The sequence below is a fragment of the Bradyrhizobium sp. AS23.2 genome, from assembly GCF_001908185.1.
GTDB lineage: Bacteria > Pseudomonadota > Alphaproteobacteria > Rhizobiales > Xanthobacteraceae > Bradyrhizobium.
In genome coordinates this window covers 46,068-63,122 of sequence record NZ_LGHM01000194.1, presented here as the reverse complement: position 1 = coordinate 63,122, position 17,055 = coordinate 46,068, and the positions used below count along the sequence as shown (strand labels likewise).

14 protein-coding genes and 1 pseudogene are annotated in these 17,055 nt (G+C 64.7%); 7 read left to right on the top strand and 8 right to left on the bottom strand.

The features are described from left to right. Together AC630_RS35635 and AC630_RS35630 are read right to left on the bottom strand one after the other, a co-directional pair. Positions 1-2,191: pseudogene (locus AC630_RS35635) on the bottom strand (hypothetical protein); the annotation flags it as partial. Positions 2,192-2,602: 411 nt separating this feature from the next. Next, positions 2,603-3,193, bottom strand: a complete 591-nt coding sequence (locus AC630_RS35630) for a PadR family transcriptional regulator (RefSeq protein WP_074123077.1) — start codon at positions 3,191-3,193, stop codon at positions 2,603-2,605. Between the two features lie 181 nt (positions 3,194-3,374). Here AC630_RS35630 and AC630_RS35625 point away from each other — a divergent pair, with 181 nt between their 5' ends. From AC630_RS35625 to AC630_RS35610, 4 genes are all read left to right on the top strand, one after another. After that, positions 3,375-3,758 carry a nuclear transport factor 2 family protein gene (locus tag AC630_RS35625; protein ID WP_074123076.1) on the top strand — a complete coding sequence of 128 codons (384 nt, stop codon included), beginning with the start codon at positions 3,375-3,377 and terminating at the stop codon, positions 3,756-3,758. A gap of 118 nt (positions 3,759-3,876) precedes the next feature. Continuing rightward, positions 3,877-5,667: an acyl-CoA dehydrogenase C-terminal domain-containing protein gene (locus AC630_RS35620; RefSeq protein WP_074123075.1), complete on the top strand. Its 1,791-nt coding sequence runs from the start codon at positions 3,877-3,879 to the stop codon at positions 5,665-5,667. A gap of 49 nt (positions 5,668-5,716) precedes the next feature. Further along, positions 5,717-6,925 carry an acetyl-CoA C-acetyltransferase gene (locus tag AC630_RS35615; protein ID WP_074123074.1) on the top strand — a complete coding sequence of 403 codons (1,209 nt, stop codon included), beginning with the start codon at positions 5,717-5,719 and terminating at the stop codon, positions 6,923-6,925. An 18-nt stretch (positions 6,926-6,943) separates the two neighbouring features. After that, positions 6,944-9,160, top strand: a complete 2,217-nt coding sequence (locus AC630_RS35610; RefSeq protein WP_074123073.1) for an FAD-dependent oxidoreductase — start codon at positions 6,944-6,946, stop codon at positions 9,158-9,160. Positions 9,161-9,604: 444 nt separating this feature from the next. On the opposite strand, the gene AC630_RS35600 is transcribed toward AC630_RS35610, so the two are convergent. Together AC630_RS35600 and gstA are read right to left on the bottom strand one after the other, a co-directional pair. Continuing rightward, the gene (locus AC630_RS35600; RefSeq protein ID WP_083636498.1) at positions 9,605-9,913 is read right to left on the bottom strand and encodes a hypothetical protein; all 309 of its coding nucleotides are present in this window, start codon (positions 9,911-9,913) and stop codon (positions 9,605-9,607) included. 230 nt (positions 9,914-10,143) lie between these two features. Beyond that, positions 10,144-10,758 (bottom strand): glutathione transferase GstA, encoded by a 615-nt coding sequence (gstA, locus tag AC630_RS35595; RefSeq protein WP_074123072.1) that lies wholly within the window; start codon positions 10,756-10,758, stop codon positions 10,144-10,146. 126 nt (positions 10,759-10,884) lie between these two features. On the opposite strand from gstA, the gene AC630_RS35590 reads away from it, so the two are divergent. The 3 genes from AC630_RS35590 (at position 10,885) to AC630_RS35580 (ending at position 13,627) form a co-directional block, all read left to right on the top strand. Further along, positions 10,885-11,379 (top strand): MarR family winged helix-turn-helix transcriptional regulator, encoded by a 495-nt coding sequence (locus tag AC630_RS35590; RefSeq protein ID WP_074123071.1) that lies wholly within the window; start codon positions 10,885-10,887, stop codon positions 11,377-11,379. Between the two features lie 98 nt (positions 11,380-11,477). After that, positions 11,478-12,848 (top strand): glutamate--cysteine ligase, encoded by a 1,371-nt coding sequence (locus tag AC630_RS35585; protein ID WP_074123070.1) that lies wholly within the window; start codon positions 11,478-11,480, stop codon positions 12,846-12,848. A gap of 242 nt (positions 12,849-13,090) precedes the next feature. Next, positions 13,091-13,627, top strand: a complete 537-nt coding sequence (locus AC630_RS35580) for a PAN domain-containing protein (RefSeq protein ID WP_074123069.1) — start codon at positions 13,091-13,093, stop codon at positions 13,625-13,627. A 107-nt stretch (positions 13,628-13,734) separates the two neighbouring features. On the opposite strand, the gene AC630_RS35575 is transcribed toward AC630_RS35580, so the two are convergent. From AC630_RS35575 to tldD, 4 genes are all read right to left on the bottom strand, one after another. Beyond that, positions 13,735-14,301 (bottom strand): nucleotidyltransferase family protein, encoded by a 567-nt coding sequence (locus tag AC630_RS35575; protein WP_074123082.1) that lies wholly within the window; start codon positions 14,299-14,301, stop codon positions 13,735-13,737. An 8-nt stretch (positions 14,302-14,309) separates the two neighbouring features. Next, positions 14,310-14,657: an MmcQ/YjbR family DNA-binding protein gene (locus AC630_RS35570; RefSeq protein WP_074123068.1), complete on the bottom strand. Its 348-nt coding sequence runs from the start codon at positions 14,655-14,657 to the stop codon at positions 14,310-14,312. 124 nt (positions 14,658-14,781) lie between these two features. Continuing rightward, positions 14,782-15,558 carry a signal peptidase I gene (lepB, locus tag AC630_RS35565; RefSeq protein WP_074123067.1) on the bottom strand — a complete coding sequence of 259 codons (777 nt, stop codon included), beginning with the start codon at positions 15,556-15,558 and terminating at the stop codon, positions 14,782-14,784. After that, positions 15,555-16,982: a metalloprotease TldD gene (gene tldD, locus AC630_RS35560; protein ID WP_074123081.1), complete on the bottom strand. Its 1,428-nt coding sequence runs from the start codon at positions 16,980-16,982 to the stop codon at positions 15,555-15,557. The genes lepB and tldD overlap by 4 nt, the downstream gene beginning before the upstream one ends. Positions 16,983-17,055: the final 73 nt, after the last annotated feature.

Sequence of the window (17,055 nt, the reverse complement as noted above, 5' to 3'; positions counted from 1 at the left end):
CGGCGCGGCGCGCGGCGGCAATGAAGCTCGACGACGACACCGGCTCCTTTGGCGCGGCGGGGATCTCGCTGATCGCGTTTTCGGACGCGGCGATGCGCTCCGATGGCGTGGCGACGCGTCCATTCGGTCGCGTGCCGGGCTCGAGCGGATGATCCGGCGGCAATTCGGGCGCGAGCGCAACACGCGCAGGCGCCGCGTGCGGCTCGAGGATTTCGCTGATCGCGCGCGGCGGAGCGGGCGGCGTCATCGGCGCTGGCGGCTGCGCGGCCGGTGCGGCGGCATGGAATTCGCGCGGTGCGGCGACGAAGGCGGCCTGCGGTGGTTGTTGCGCGGCGGCCGGGTTCGGCAGCTCCGGCTTCGGATCGTAATTCGGTTGCTGTTGCTGCTGCCGCAGCTCGCGCGCCATCGGCGCGGGCTCCAGAGGCCCGGGCTCCATGGGGGCGGCCATCGGCATCGGCTGGGGCGCGGGGGTTGGTGGTGCCGTGCGCACCGCGCGCAGGTCGCCCTCGATCATGGAGAGGCGATCGACGACATGGCCGAGTGCGTTGTGAACGGCTTCGAGCGAGTCCTGGGTGTGCCGGCTGGTCTCGGCCTGGCTGAAGCGGATGTCGGAGAGCTCGCGCTGGACGAGATCGACCATTCCGGAATCGGAAGGCGGCGCGGAATTGCGGCTCTCGGCCAGCGCGGAATAGGTCGCCTGCTGCCGTTCCAGGTGCCGCAGGATGTCGTGCAGCCCGTCCTCGACGCGGCTCAGATTGCTGTTGCGCGGATCGGAGGCGGTTTCGATCCGCTCCAGCAGGTACGAGACCCGCTGTTCGAGATGCGCGAAGGTCGAAGCGGAGTCGTTGCCGACCTGCATGCGGTCGAAACGGTCCGACAGCGCGCGGATCGCGGCTTCCAGATGTTCGGTGCTCTCGGCAGGTGTCGGCCGCTCGCGCGTTTCCAGCGCGGCGGTGAGCGCCGCGATGCGCTGCTCCAGCACCGCAAAGCTGTCGCTGTGACCGGAGGAGCGGGTGACCTGGTCAACCTTGGACGACAGCAACTGCACGTCGTCGGAGAGCCGGACCAGCGCCTCGTTGGATGCGACATTGGAGACGATGCCGCGCAGCGCCGAGATCGCGCCTTCGAGCTGCTGCACCGTTGAGGGATCGTCATTGGCGCGCAGGATCAGATCGAGCTTGGCGCCGAGATTGCGGATCGCTTCGTCATAGCCGGTGAGCTGCTCGGCCGGCGTCAGCGTGCGCAGCACCTGCTTGATGTCGGACAGCGCGTGCTCGATGCCGGACAGGACCTGGCCGTCGGTGCCGGACGAGCGGGTCTCGTCGATGCGACGGTGCAGCGAACGGATCTCGTTCTCGATCGATTCGATCGCGCGCCGTGGCATCGCCTCGGTGATGGCGTGACGGATCTCGGCAAGCTCGCTGCGGAAGGCGGCGATCGCCTGCTCGGTATTGTCCGGGCGCTGCAGCGATTCGATCTGGCTCGTGATCTTGAGCAGGTGGCGCTCGAGCGACGAGAAGTCCGGCCCCGGCTGCGATAGCGGCGGAGCATAGGCAGGCGCGGGCGGCGCCATCGGAGCCGCCGTGGGCGCGATGGAGGGTGCTGTGCGCGGCGGCATCTGCCGCGGCGCAAAGGCGTCGAGCTCGCTCTGCCGCGCCGTGATCTCGGCGACCGCGACGTCGAACGAAGCGGGGCTCAGCGGCGGCGAGCTGCGATAGACCTGCGCCGCCGCGCGCTCGACCGCATCGGCCTGACGCTGGCGCGTTTCGACCGGTGGCGCCGCCGGCCGCGGCGCCCGAGGCTGCTGCGGCTGGGGCTGCTGCGGCCGCGAGATCTGCGACAACCGCGCATCGAGTCGCGAGATTGCGTCGTTCAGCTGGCGCGCAACGCCCTGCTCGCGCGAGACGTCCTGGCGCGGCGCGGGCTTCGAAATCCGTTCGATCTGCTGGGTGATCGCGTCGAGCCGCTGATGGATGTCGGCGACTTCGCGGCTTTCCTGACTCGGTACTTGGTTCGGCATGTGTTGCGGACGCTGGTCGTAGGGTCCGCGAAAGTTGGGCGGGGCAGATTCGCCGAGCGTGGAGTTCAGCCAATCGTTGAGTGACATGCCGGCACGGCGCGCAGCAGCTTCGGCCCGCTCCCGGACGGATGGATCGATGCCGTCAACACTCCACGATACGCGCGAATTCATGACTCTGTCCGGTTCCGACTCCGGCGCCCCACCCGGCGCCTCCAGCCTCCCACGCGCGCCGATTGCAAAGACAATCGAATTCCGCGAGGGTCGTCTGCCTCGAAAACCGACTTTTTCCTGTTACGGTAAATAACGGGTTAAGGAACGCGTCGCCGCAGTCTTAAAGTTGGGCGGGCGGGAACCGGGGGGCACATCCGGGGCGTGATTGCACCCTTTGCGACTTGCTGCCGCCAAACACTCCGCTGTCATCGTCCGCCCTGTGCGCAATTGCGCACTGGGGCGGGCGATCCAGTACGCCGCGGCGGCTCGAGTTCTGGCCGCGCTGTCTCGGAGTACTGGATGCCCCGCCTTCGCGGGGCATGACGCCGGTGGGTGTGGTGACAGTTTCCTATTGCGTCGGACCCGACAGTCTCAGCCCTTCCCCTCGCGCTTGCCGTCCTCCAGCGGCACCACCGTGCCCTTGCCGCTCATCGCCGACAGCGCATCGAGTGCCTCTTCGCAGAAATCGGCCACCATCTGCTCGTGCCGGGCACCGAGGCGGAGCAGCATCAGGTTACCGAGGTCGAGCACTCCCGACGCCGTCCCCTCCGGAAAACGCTTCTTGAGGATCCGCTCGTAGTTCTCGTGCCGGTCGCGATGGTGCTCCAGCCGGGCCATCAGGTCGGCGCGCATGGGCTCGATGTCGATGCTGTCGAGCGCATGCAGCCGCACCAGGAGGTCGTCCTTGATCGAGGGCGGTGTGCTTGGTCGCGCGGCCCAGTGCCGCAGCGCTGTTCGGCCCTCGGGAGTGAGCGTATAGATGAGTTTATTGGGTTTGCCTGACTGTACAACCTCGCGGCCCTGGATGTAGCCGCGGTCGCGCAGCTTGGAGAGTTCGCGGTAGATCTGCTGGTGGTCGGCCTTCCAGAAGAAGCCGATCGAAGAGTCGAATGTCTTGGCGAGCTCGTAGCCCGTCATCGGACGTTCCGTCAGGCATGCGAGGATTGCGTCGCCGAGTGCCATGGCACCAACTCCCTTTTAGAGGTCCCGACCAATTGACTTGACTTTATGCGCATTGGTGCATATGCGTCAATGTGCATATGTGGTGAGCTCCAGACCCCCTGTACCAGCCCTTCGCGCTACTGTGCATGGGGTTGTTTTCGAGTTTTTTGCCATGGCCTTGATCTAGGGAGGCATCCTGACAATGACCGGCCTCGCTTCCTGGTACGCCTTCACGAAGTCTCATGACCGCGCCGCGCTCTGGGACCTCTTGCATCCTGACGCCGTCTTCGAAAGTCCCGTCGTGCATTCGCCGCAGCGCGGACGCGACATCACCTTCAAATATCTCTCCAGCGCCGAGAAGGTCCTTGGCGGTCCCGGCTTCACCTATGTCGGCGAGTGGAAGAGCGCCAACGGCGCCGTGCTCGAATTCAAGAATGTGATCGACGGCATCGAGATCAACGGCGTCGACATCATCACCTTCGATAGCGAGGGACGCATCACGCATTTCAAGGTGATGGTGCGCCCGCTCAAGGCGATCAACATGCTGCATCGCCTGATGGCGGAGCAGCTGGCCGCCCAATCATGACACTGCCCTAAGGTTGCCGAACCCGCTAAGCTCGCGGGTAAAAACTGCGCCGCAGGATTCAAGCAAGCATTACCAATTCAAGGCCCAATTACTTCAAGCCACATGCCGGGAGAACGCCATGCCGATCTATAAAGCCCCCGTCGAAGACGTGAACTTCCTGCTCAACGACGTCTTCCAGATTGATCGCTACGACAATCTGCCCGGCTTCTCCGACGCGTCGAGCGACGTGCGCGAGGCGATCCTGGGCGAAGCGGCGAAGCTCGCCGAGGAAGTGCTCCAGCCGCTCAACCGCGTCGGCGATCTCGAAGGCTGCAAGCGCGCCGACGACGGCAGCGTCACCACGCCGAAGGGCTTCAAGGACGCCTTCAAGCAGGTCGCGGAAGGTGGCTGGCTCGGCTTGTCGGTGCCGCAGGAGTTCGGCGGCCAGGGCCTGCCGGTGACGCTGAGCCAGGCGGTCAACGAATTCCAGATCTCCGCCAACATGGCGTTCTCGATGTATGGCGGTCTCACCATGGGCGCGACCGCGGCGCTGCTGGTGCATGGCACGCCCGAGCAGAAGAAGACCTACGTGCCGAAGATGGTCGCCGGCGAGTGGACCGGCACCATGAACCTGACCGAGCCGCACTGCGGCACCGATCTCGGCATGCTCCGCACCAAGGCGGTGCGCCAGGCCGACGGCAGCTTCAAGATCACGGGCACCAAGATCTTCATCTCGGCCGGTGAGCATGACCTCGCCCCGAACATCATCCATCTCGTGCTCGCGCGCATCGAGGGCGCACCCGCCGGCATCAAGGGCGTGTCGCTGTTCGTGGTGCCGAAATTCCTGGTGAATGCCGATGGTTCGGTGGGGCAACGCAACGGCGTGGTGTGCGGCTCGATCGAGCACAAGATGGGCATTCACGGCAATTCGACCTGCGTGATGAACTACGACAATGCCACCGGCTGGCTGATCGGTGAAGAGAACAAGGGCATGCAGGGCATGTTCGTGATGATGAACGAGGCCCGCCTCGGCGTCGCCGTGCAGGGCCTCGCGCAGTCCGAAGTCGCCTATCAGAACGCCGTGGCTTATGCGCGCGAGCGCATCCAGGGCCGTTCGCTCACCGGCGCGAAGGCGCCGGACAAGCCGGCCGATCCGATCATCGTGCACCCGGACGTGCGCCGCACGCTGCTCTCGATCCGCGCCTTCAACGAGGCCGCGCGCGCCTTCGTGATGTGGACCGCGCTGAAGAGCGACGTCGCCCACCGCTCCGAGGATGCCAAGGACCGTCAGGCCGCCGACGATCACATGGGTTTGATGACGCCGGTGCTGAAGGGCTTCCTCACCGACTACGGCTTCGCCAACGCGGTGCAGGCGCAGCAGATGTATGGCGGCCACGGCTACATCGCCGAGCAGGGCATGGAGCAGTTCGTGCGCGATGCCCGCATCGCCATGATCTATGAAGGCGCCAACGGCATCCAGGCGCTCGATCTTGTCGGCCGCAAGCTGCCGCGCGACGGCGGCCGCGCCATCATGGCCTTCTTTGGCGAAGTCATGGCCTTCGCCAAGGAGAACGGCGGCGACGAGGCGATGAAGCCGTTCATCACCCCGCTCTCGGCTTCGCTCGGCCACCTCCAGCAGGCGACCACCTGGCTGATGCAGAACGCGATGATGAAGCCGGACAATGCCGGCGCTGCCGCGACCGACTATTTGCATCTCTTCGGCTTCGTTGCGCTCGGCTACATGTGGGCGCGGATGGCCAAGGTGACGCAGGCGAAGATTGCCGAGAGCGGGGCGACGCCCTATCTCTCGACCAAGCTCGTCACCGGCCGCTTCTTCATGGAGCGCATGCTGCCGGAGACCGCGGCCAATCTCGCGCGTATCCAGGCCGGCTGCGGCACCATCATGGAACTGCCGGCGGAAGCCTTCTAAAGGCCCGCTCGCTATTATATTATAACCGTCATATCAGCAGGAGGGCGTCATGCCTGAGGCATTCATCTACGACCACGTTCGTACCCCGCGCGGCCGCGGCAAGGCCGACGGTGCGCTGCACGAAGTCACGGCGCTCGCGCTCGCCGCGGTGCCGCTGAAGGCGCTCAAGGATCGCAACAACCTGCCGGAAGATTCTGTCGACGACGTCATCCTCGGCGTGGTCGATCCTGTCGGCGAAGCCGGCTCCGACATCGCGCGCTTCGCGGCGCTCAAGGCGGGCCTCGGCGAAGCCGTGCCAGGCGTGCAGATCAGCCGCTTCTGCGCCTCCGGTCTCGACGCCGTGAACTTTGCCGCCGCCCAAGTGATGAGCGGTCAGCATGAGCTCGTGATCGGCGGCGGCGCCGAATCGATGAGCCGCGTCGGCATCGGTGCCTCCGGCGGCGCCTGGCCGATGGATCCCTCGATGGCGGTGCCTGCCTACTTCATGCCGCAGGGCGTCTCGGCCGATCTGATCGCCACCAAGTACGGCTTCTCGCGCGACGACGTGGACGCTTACGCGGTGCAGAGCCAGCAGCGGGCGGGCAAGGCCTGGGACGAGGGTCGCTTCAACAAGTCCGTGGTGCCGGTGAAGGACATCAACGGCCTCACCATCCTCGCCAAGGACGAGCACATGCGTCCCTCGACCACGATGCAGTCGCTGGCGCAGCTCCAGCCGTCGTTCACGATGATGGCGCAGATGGGCGGTTTCGACGGCGTCGCGGTGCAGTCGCATCCGGAGATCGAGCGCGTCAACTACGTGCACCATGCCGGCAATTCGTCGGGCATCGTCGACGGCGCCGGCGCCGTCCTGCTGGGCAGCAAGGAAGCGGGTGCGAAATACGGCATGAAGCCGCGCGCCAAGGTCCGCGCCTTCGCCAATATCGGCTCGGAGCCAGCGATGATGCTGACCGGCCCGGTCGACGTCACCGAGAAGCTGTTTGCGCGCTCCGGCATGAAGAAGTCGGACATCGACCTGTTCGAGCTCAACGAGGCCTTCGCCTCCGTCGTGCTGCGCTACATCCAGGCCTTCGACATCGACAACGCCAAGATCAACGTCAATGGCGGTGCGATCGCGCTCGGCCATCCGCTCGGCGCCACCGGTGCGATGATCCTCGGGACCGTGCTCGACGAGCTCGAGCGCACCAACAAGTCGACCGCGCTGGTGACGCTGTGCATCGGCGGCGGCATGGGCACCGCGACCATCATCGAGCGCGTCTAAGGGTAGGGAGCAACCAACATGGCTTACAAGAATTTCAAGGTTGAGACCGACGCCGACGGTATCGCGCTCGTCACCTGGGACATCCCCGGCCGTTCGATGAACGTGCTCGACGAAACCTCGACCAACGAGCTCGAGGCGATCGTGAAAGAGACCACGGCGGATGCCGCCGTGAAGGGCGTCGTCATCACCTCCGCCAAGGACGCGTTCTGCGCCGGCGCCGATCTGTCGATGCTCGAAGGCATGAACCAGGCCTACGCAAAGGTCCTGAAGGAGCAGGGCGAGACTGCGGCGAATCAGATGCTGTTCGAGCAGAGCCGGCGCTTCTCGCTGGTGCTGCGCTCCATTGAGACCTCCGGCAAGCCGTGGGCGGCCGCGATCAACGGCCTCGCGCTCGGCGGCGGCTTCGAGATCACGCTGTGCTGCCACTATCGCGTGGCGGCGGAGAATCCCAAGACGCGGCTCGGCCTCCCCGAGGTCAAGGTCGGCCTGTTCCCCGGCGCCGGCGGCACGCAGCGCGTGCCGCGCCTGGTGCAGCCGCAGGACGCGATGACCATCCTGCTCAAGGGCGAACCGGTCACGGTCGAGAAGGCCAAGGCGCTGAATCTGATTCACGCGATCGTTCCCAGGGCCGATCTCATCAAGGCCGCGAAGGACTGGATCAAGGGTGGCGGCAAGGCGGTCGCGCCCTGGGACGAGAAGGGCTTCAGGCTGCCGGGTGGTCCGGTGTTCTCCAAGGCCGGCATGATGATGTTCCCGGCCGGCAACGCGATTTATCGTCGCGAGACTTACGATAACTATCCGGCCGCGCGTGCGATCATGAGCTGCGTCTATGAAGGCCTGCAGCTGCCGATCGACGCCGCGCTGCGCGTGGAGTCGCGCTACTTCACCTCGGTGCTGCGCTCGAAGGAAGCGGCGGCGATGATCCGCAGCCTGTTCCTGTCGATGCAGGAGCTCAACAAGGGCGCGCGCCGTCCGAAGGACGTGCCCGCGACCAAGGTGAAGAAGATCGCCGTGATCGGCGCCGGCTTCATGGGCGCGAGCGTCGGCTACGTCTCGGCCCGCGCTGGGCTCGACGTCGTCCTGATCGATCGCGACCAGGAGAGCGCCGACAGGGGCAAGGCGCATGCGCAGAAGGTGATCGAGGAGCAGATCAAGAAGGGCCGCGCCAAGTCCACGGACGCCGAAACACTGCTCGCGCGCATCACGCCGACCGCAGATTACGCTGCGCTGAAGGACGTCGACCTCGTCATCGAGGCCGTGTTCGAAGACCGCAAGGTCAAGGCTGAGACCTTTGCCAAGGCGCAGGAATATCTGAAGCCGGACGTGATCTTCGCGTCGAATACCTCGACGCTGCCGATCACCTCGCTCGCCGAAAGCTTCAAGGACCAGGGCAAGTTCGTCGGCATCCACTTCTTCTCGCCGGTCGAGAAGATGATGCTGGTCGAGATCATCCTCGGCAAGAACACCGGCGACGTTGCGCTCGCCACCGCGCTCGACTACGTCCGCACCATCGGCAAGACGCCGATCGTGGTGAACGACAGCCGTGGCTTCTTCGCCAATCGCTGCGTCGGCCGTTACGTCGCCGAAGGCAACGAAATGTTCCTCGAAGGCGTGCCGCCGGCGATGATCGAGAACTGCGCCAAGATGGCCGGCATGCCGGTCGGCCCGCTCTCGCTGTCGGATGAGGTCGCGCTCGACCTCGGTCTCAAGATCATGAAGGCCACCGAAGCCGATCTCGGCCCCAACGCGATCAACCCCGACCAGAAGAAGCTGATGGTGGAGTTGGTCGAGAAGCAGGGCCGTCTGGGGCGCAAGAACAGCAAGGGCTTCTATGATTACCCTGAGAAGGGCAAGGGCCAGAAGAGCCTGTGGCCGGGCCTCTCGGCGCTGCAGCCGAAGCAGCTCGATCCTGACACGCTCGACGTCGAGGAACTGAAGCAGCGCTTCCTGGTGGTGCAGGCGGTGGAAGCCGCGCGCACGGTCGAGGACCACGTCATCACCGATCCGCGCGAGGCGGATGTCGGCTCGATCCTCGGCTTCGGCTTCGCGCCGTTCACCGGAGGCACGCTGTCCTACATCGACTTCATGGGCACGAAGAAGTTCGTTGAGCTCTGCCACAAGCTCGAAGCGAAGTACGGCTCGCGCTTCACCCCGCCGAAACTTCTCGTGGAGATGGCTGCGAAGGGAGAAACCTTCTACGGCCGTTTCGCTCCGAAGAAGGCGGCTGCTGCCTGATCGTCTGAGTTTCGCTTGAGAACAGAAGGCTGGATCATCGATCCGGCCTTCTTGTTTTTGGCGACATCATCACAGTTGCGTCAGAATCTCTTCGCGTTTGTGGAACTTGCGACAGAGGTCCCGTAGGAACCGCGCCAGAGTCGCGGCGTGCCGCGCAATTGTCATAGGCGCGTCAAAGCGGCGCCGTTCTTTTGCTTGGCCCTCGCACTACTGTTGCGTTGGTTCAGGGTCATGAACCTTGTCGGGACACTTGCCATTCCACCGGCAAGTCGAAGACGAAATAAGAAAGTGTCCTTGATGAACTCTTTGGTGCTGCGGAAGACCGCGCTCGGTCGCGATCTCGCCGCGAAATATGCTGCCGCGTCGGCGACAGGGCGCCTCTCGCCACGACAAAAGCCGGCACGCCTGCGCCGCAAGGGGCCAGTGCTTTGGGCGGTCTTGGCGTTACTTGTGCTGGCTGCGGATTTTCTGCTCGCTTATCTCGCCTGGTTTGCCGTCGACTTCGTCATGGGATGAAACATTCCGCGCGTGCAGCAGATAGGTTGCGGCGAGGTAGGCGAGCTGGCAGGCGACAAGGCAGATGGCAATGACGGTCACGCCCGCCATCATCCCGAATTCATGGGCACGAAGAACAATCGCCGAAGAAATTGCGACGAGCGGAGAGATCAGGACCAGTGCCCAGATCCTGAAAACGTAGCCTGTCGCTATTCCCACCAGCGTACTTGCGACGATCAGGACGAAGGCAATCGTCAAGTTCAACTCCGATGAGAGCCAGATACTCTTCGACCAATTTCTTCAAGCTCGCTCGCTTTGCGGGTGCTGACAAGACAGCATTACTTACCTTTGGCGAACGTGAGTTTATAAGGCTAGTCTAATTAAAGGTACGATGATCCGGCGGGGTTGCCCAGGCCGCGCCGTCCTTCGGCAAACAAAAAGGGCCGGATCGTCGACCCGGCCCTGTGGAGATTGATCGCTGTCGCGCCTCAGGCGGCCTGCGCCAGCCCTTCTTTCTTCAGGGCTTCCTGCACCTTGGGCCGTGCTGCGACGCGGACCTTGTAGGCGGTTAAGTTCGGCATTGCCGAGAGGTCGAACTTCATGCGGTCGCCCCAGGTCAGCATGGTGAAGAGATAGCCGTCGGCGACCGTGAACTGCTTGCCCATGAGGTAGTCGCGGCCGGCGAGCTGGCTGTCGATGTACTTCAGCTTGCCCATGACGCGGTCCTTGAAGAAGGCCTTGGCCTCATCATTCAGCGCCGGCGCGAACAGCGGACCGAAGCTCTTGTGCACCTCCGAGGTGAGGAAGTTCAGCCATTCGAGCAGCTTGTAGCGCTCGGAGCTGTCGCGGGCCGGCGCCAGCGCCTTGCCTGAAGCCTGGTCGGCGATCATCTGGACAATCACCGGCCCTTCGGTCACGATCTCACCGCTGTCGAGGCCCAGTGCAGGGACCTGGCCCTTGGGGTTCAGCTTCAGATAATCCTCACCATTTTCGAGCTTCTTGGCCCGGATATCGACCTTGACCAGCTCATAGGGCAGGTCGGCTTCCAGGAGCGCGATGTGGGGGGAGAGTGAGCAGGCGCCGGGCGAATAGTACAGTTTCATGGAATTTCCTCCTCTTGATGCTTGGTTGGAGCGAAAGAACGACTACATGCGTCTGCATGAAATAGTCAAGATTGATGCAGGTGCATCGAGTGAGGTAAAGAGCGGGCGACGAGCTTGAGCGGGACCATGAAACGCAAACCATCGACCGAGGCAACTGCCGCCTGGATCCGCCTGATGCGGGTGCAGAGCCGCGTGCTCGACTGCGTCGAGCAGGACCTGAAGAAGGCGGGGTTCCCGCCGCTCGCCTGGTATGACGCGCTGCTCGAATTGTCACGCGCGCCCTCCGGCGAGCTGCGGCCGGTGGAACTCGAACGGCAGATGCTGATCCCGCAATACTCCACCTCGCGCCTGATCGACCGGCTGGTCGACGAGGGCCTCGCCTCCCGGCGCGAATGCAAGATCGACAAGCGCGGCCAGTTCGTCGAGATTACGGAGGCTGGCCGCGAATTGCAGAAGCGGATGTGGGGGGCCTATTCCGCTGCGATCGAGAAATATGTCGGCTCGAAACTGTCCGATGCCGATGCCGTCAGGCTCAGCGGTCTGCTCGACCGTCTGGGCTGTTCGTGCGGCGAGGTGAAGCTGCCGCCCGTCAGCGTCAACGAAAGCACGCCGTTGCGATGATCGCGCGGCAAACCAGCATGTCCGCGCGCCCGGTGGGTTCGCGGGCCGTCCCGTCACCCGCGCGCATTCGATCGAAGCGCTTTTGATTAGAGTTTGATATGGCGCGAGACCAGATCGATATGACGCCGCTGCAATCACGCGACGAACTCGTTGCGTGGTTCGAGGCCGGCTGCAAGCCCCGGTCCGAATTCCGCATGGGGACCGAGCACGAGAAGACGCCGTTCACGCTCGAAGGGCACCGTCCGGTGCCCTACGAAGGCGCGCGCGGCATCGGCGCCCTGCTCGAAGGCATGAAGCTCCTGCTCGGCTGGGAGCCGATCATGGAGAAGGGCAACATCATCGGCCTCTACGACGTCACAGGCGGCGGCGCGATCTCGCTCGAGCCCGGCGGACAGTTCGAGCTGTCCGGTGCACCGGTCGAGAACGTGCACCAGACCCAGAGCGAGTTGATGGCGCATTTGGCGCAGGTGCGCGAGATCGCAACGCCGCTCGGCATCGGCTTCCTTGGCCTCGGCATGACGCCGTCCTGGTCGCGCGCCGACATCCCAGTGATGCCCAAGGGCCGCTACAAGATCATGACCAACTACATGCCGAAGGTCGGCCAGTACGGCCTCGACATGATGTACCGGACCTGCACGGTGCAGACCAATCTCGACTTCTGCTCCGAAGCCGACATGGTCAAGAAGCTGCGCGTCTCGCTCGCGCTCCAGCCGGTCGCGACCGCCTTGTTCGCCAATTCGCCGTTCACCGAAGGCAAGCCGAACGGCTTTCTTTCCTTCCGTTCCGAGATATGGCGCGACACCGACAATGCGCGCGCGGGCATGATGCCATGGGCGTTCGAGGACGGCATGGGCTTCGAGCGCTATGTCGATTACGCGCTCGACGTGCCCATGTACTTCGTCAAGCGCGGCGACGAGTACATCGACGTGTCGGGCTCCTCGTTCCGCGCGTTCTTCGACGGCCGCAACAACAACCTGCCCGGCGAGCGTCCGACGCTGTCGGACTGGGCCAACCATCTCTCGACGATCTTCCCCGAAGTGCGGCTGAAGCGCTATCTCGAGATGCGTGGCTCTGACGGCGGCCCCTGGGGCCGGCTGCCAGCGTTGCCGGCGTTCTGGGTCGGACTGCTCTACGACGATGTGTCGCTCGACGCCGCCTGGGACATGGTGAAGCACTGGAGCGCGCACGAGCGTCAGGCCTTGCGCGACGACGTGCCGCGCTTCGGCTTCAAGGCGCGCATCAAGGACCGTTATCTCTTCGAGATCGCCAAGGAATGCCTCGTTCTGGCACATGCCGGCTTGCGCCGGCGCGGCCAGGTCGACCAGCTCGGCCGCGACGAGAGCCGGCATCTGGAGCCGCTCGATCGTATCGTCGATTCCGGCCGGACGCCGGCCGAGGAGATGCTCGACAAGTTCAACGGACCCTGGAAGGGTTCGGTGGAACCGGCCTACGCGGAATACGCGTTCTAGAGCGTTTTCGAGCGAAGTGGATACCGGTTCGCGTAAAGAAAACGCGTCAAAACTAAAATCTAGAGCCCCGTTCCGATTCTATCGGAACGGGGCTCTAGTCCGATAGGCCAACGCACAAGGTCGAGGCCGTTCATCGCCCGTACAGGTTTGCGGCGATCAAATGACCGGCTGAAAAAACCTGAGCGTCGTCAATAACTCGAAAGCTGTTCCGATGGGGAAGGGCCGCCTGCCTGGGGGGCGTCATGGCAAGCGTCGTGGCCTGTGCCGCGCTGCTGTTGCTTATGCTTGCGAGCTTGCCGGCGCGCGCCCAGACGGCATTCGACCGGCCCGGCGGCGACTATTTCAGCACGCCGATCCCGTCAGGCGACCCCGAGGATTGCGCGCTGCTGTGCGAGCGCGATCGTCGCTGCCGTTCCTGGAGCTTCAGCTATCCCGACGTCGAAGGCGGTTCGGCGGTGTGCTGGCTGAAGAATACGGTGCCGGCGCGCGTGGCGGGAAGCTGTTGCATCTCCGGGGTGCGCGGTGCCGGCGTGATCGAGCCGCGGATCGAAGGCGTGGAAACGTCGATCGATCGCCCCGGCGGGGACTTGCGCAATTTCGAGCTCAAGGAAGGCGAGGGCGTAGAGGTTTGCAAGGCCGCCTGCACTGCCGACAACAAATGCCGCGCCTTCACCTATGCGCGTCCCGGCTACACCGGCCGAGAGGCGCGGTGTTTCCTGAAAAAGGAAATCAAGCCGCCGCGCCGCAAGGCGGGGTTCACGTCCGGCGTGGTGCGGTAACGGATGCGCCGTAGGGTGGGCAAAGGCGCACTCGCGCCGTGCCCACCGTCTCTCGGCAATCGCGCCCTGTCGGTGGGAACGCTACGCTTTGCCCACCCTACGAGATCTCACTCCGCCGCGATCACCGAAATCTCCGGCCACAGCGTCTTCCATCGCTCCGCCTTCGTGGCGTAATTCGCTGCGGAAAAATTCGGCGCCCGATTGGGCCGCGCAATCAGCCCTGCAATGTCTCCGAAGCCGTGCGGTGCGTAGACCTCGTAGCCATTGCCCGAGCGCCTCACGCCAACCTGCGTGTTCTGGGTGAGAAAGCGGTCGATGCCATCCGTCGAACATTTCAAGGGCGGATAAGGCAGGCCGTGCTTGTCGGGATACCACAGATGCACGCGCGCCTGGTTGCGGATCTCCACCTTGGCGCCGAGATGCCCGAGCCGCGCATGCAGCTTGCGGATCACCGTGTCTTCCGCTTCCCAGGAGGTGTCAGGGTCAAAGTAGAATACGTCGTAGTCGGAGATGCCGTGATCGATCGCGCGTTTCGTGAGCACGTTCCACACCGTCTGCGCGAGGCACCCTGCGACCAGCCACGCATCCGGCACCGCGAGCCGATGGAGTTCCTCGATGATCGCAACATTGACCGGATTCCTCAGGGCCAGCGCGAGGAAGTGCGCCTCGTCCATCGCGCCGCTCATGCGCCCTCGCGCGCGTCATGCTGGGCGCGCGCCGCCTTCGAGGCCAGCGCGCGCCAGCGCCGCCGCAGGAACGGTTCGACGATCGCGCGCTTCGCGTTCGACAGGCGGATCAGCACGATCGGATAGTCGGCATAGTGAGCGGTGAAATAGAAGATCCCGGGCTGGCTCTCGACCAGCATCGTGCGCTCGTCGATCGGCACGTCCGGCAGCACCAGGCTGTCGCCGTCCTCCTTCAGGCGCGCCAGCATCTTCTTGCGCACTTTCAGCGCCGGCGTGCCGTAGGAGGTGCCGTCTTCGACCTCCGGCCACGTCAGCACCAAGTTTCTGACGTCGTCGAAGGTCATCTGACGTCTCCGCAATCGAAGTCCTCATCCTGAGGAGCCGCGCTCTTGCGCGGCGTCTCGAAGGATGGGCCGCGGGCCTCATGGTTCGAGACGCGCGACGCGCTCCTCACCATGAGGAGCGGCGTCAATGCACGGCGGTGAAGAACCTGGCGAGCCTGAAACCGGACAGCCAGGTCCATACCGGCTGGCCGCGGATGCCGAGATCCCAGGAGCCGAGCACGGCATCGGCGCGGCCGACGAGGTTGTCGATCGGCAGGAGGCCGACGCCGCCGGAGCGCAAGGGCACGCGGCTGTCGGCGGAGTTGTCGCGGTTGTCGCCGAGCACGAAGAGATGGCCGGCCGGCACCGTCACCTCCGGCGTGTTGTCGAGCGGACCGTTGTCGCGCATCTTGAAGATCAGATGCGAGACACCGTTGGGCAGCGTCTCGACATAGCGGTGGGCGGGCTCGCTACCGCCATTGTCGTCCTCGGCCGCGCCGACGCCATCCGGCTTCAGCTCGGCGGGGCGGTCGTTGATGAAGAGCTGGCCCTGGCGCATCTGGATGCGGTCGCCGGGAAGTCCGACGACGCGCTTGACCCAGGCCTGCGAGCGGTCGCCCGGCCAGCGGAAGACGACGACGTCGCCTTGCTTCGGCGTCTCCGCGAAGACGCGGCCGCTCTCGGGTAGGTTGATCTGGATCGGCAGCGACGAGGTGCCGTAGCCATAGGGGAATTTGGAGGCGAGCAGCGCATCGCCGATCAGGAGCGTCGGCTCCATCGAGCCCGACGGCACGTAGAACGGCTCGGCAAGCGCGCCCTTGGCGATGAACACGGCGGCAACGATGCCGGCGAGTTGAACGATTTGCCCACCCCAGCCGCTGCTCTTCCGCTTGGGGGTGACAGTCACCTTCTCGACACTCATGCGCCCGTTCCACCCACCGTAATGCGTTCCATCAGAAGCGACGGCTGGCCGACGCCGACCGGCACGCCCTGGCCGTTCTTGCCGCAGGTGCCGATGCCGGTATCGAGCGCGAGATCGTTGCCGATCATGCGGATGCGATGCAGGTCGGTCGGCCCGTTGCCGATCAGCATGGCGCCCTTCAGGGGCGCGCCGATCTTGCCGTTCTCGATCTTGTAGGCCTCGGTGCACTGGAACACGTATTTGCCCGAGGTGATGTCGACCTGGCCGCCGCCGAAATTCGCGGCGAAGACGCCGTTCTTCACGGAAGCGAGGATCTCGGCCGGATCGCGGTCGCCCGCGAGCATGTAGGTGTTGGTCATGCGCGGCATCGGCACATGGGCATAGCCCTGGCGGCGGCCGTTGCCGGTCGGCTTCATATTCATCAGGCGCGCGTTCTGACGGTCCTGCATGTAGCCGACCAGGATGCCGTCCTCGATCAGCACGGTGCGGTTGGTCGGCGTGCCCTCGTCGTCGATCGACAGCGAGCCGCGGCGCGAGGCTATGGTGCCGTCGTCGACCACGGTGACGCCCTTGGCCGCGACCTGCTGGCCCATCAGGCCGGCAAACGCCGAGGTCTTCTTGCGGTTGAAGTCACCTTCGAGGCCATGGCCGACCGCTTCGTGCAGCATCACGCCCGGCCAGCCGGCACCCAGCACGACGTCCATTTCGCCAGCCGGAGCCGGAATCGATTCCAGATTGACCAACGCCTCGCGCAGCGCGCCGTCGGCGGCATCGCGCCAGTTCTTGCTCTCGATGAATTCCGCATAGCCGGCGCGGCCGCCATAGCCCTTGCTGCCGCTCTCCTGGCGGTCGCCCTGACCGGCGACGACGGAAATGTTCACGCGCACGAGCGGGCGGATGTCGCGATAGCTCTCGCCGTCGGGCCGCAGGATTTCGACGACCTGCCAGGTCGCACCCAGGCTGACGCTGACCTGCCGCACCCGCGGATCCTTGTCGCGCAGATAAGCGTCGATCTCGGCGAGCAGCTTGACCTTGGTCTCGAAGCCCGGTGCGTCCAGCGGATTGTCGTCGCCGTAGAGCCGCACATTGGTGTGCGGGGGCGGCGCTGCGAAGCTGCCGGAGTAGCCGCCGCGAACCGCTGCGACCGCATCGGCGGCGCGAATCAGCGCCGGCAGCGATACGTCGGATGAATGAGCATAGCCGACCGCGTCATCCTTGACGGCGCGCAGGCCAAAGCCCTGCGAGGTGTCGTAGGTCGCCTGCTTCAGCCGCCCATTGTCGAACATCAGCGCTTCGGTCTGGCTGTATTCCAGGAACAATTCGCCGTCGTCGGCACCGGCAAGCCCGCGCGCGACCTCGTGGCGAACCTGGTCGCGGTCGAGATTGGCACGGTCGAGCAGGGAGGTTGTGGCAGGGTTGGTCATGCGTCCGTCCATTATCGGGGGATGTGGGGCAAGATAATGGTTTCGGATCGGTTCCGCGAGGGCGCGAAGCCTC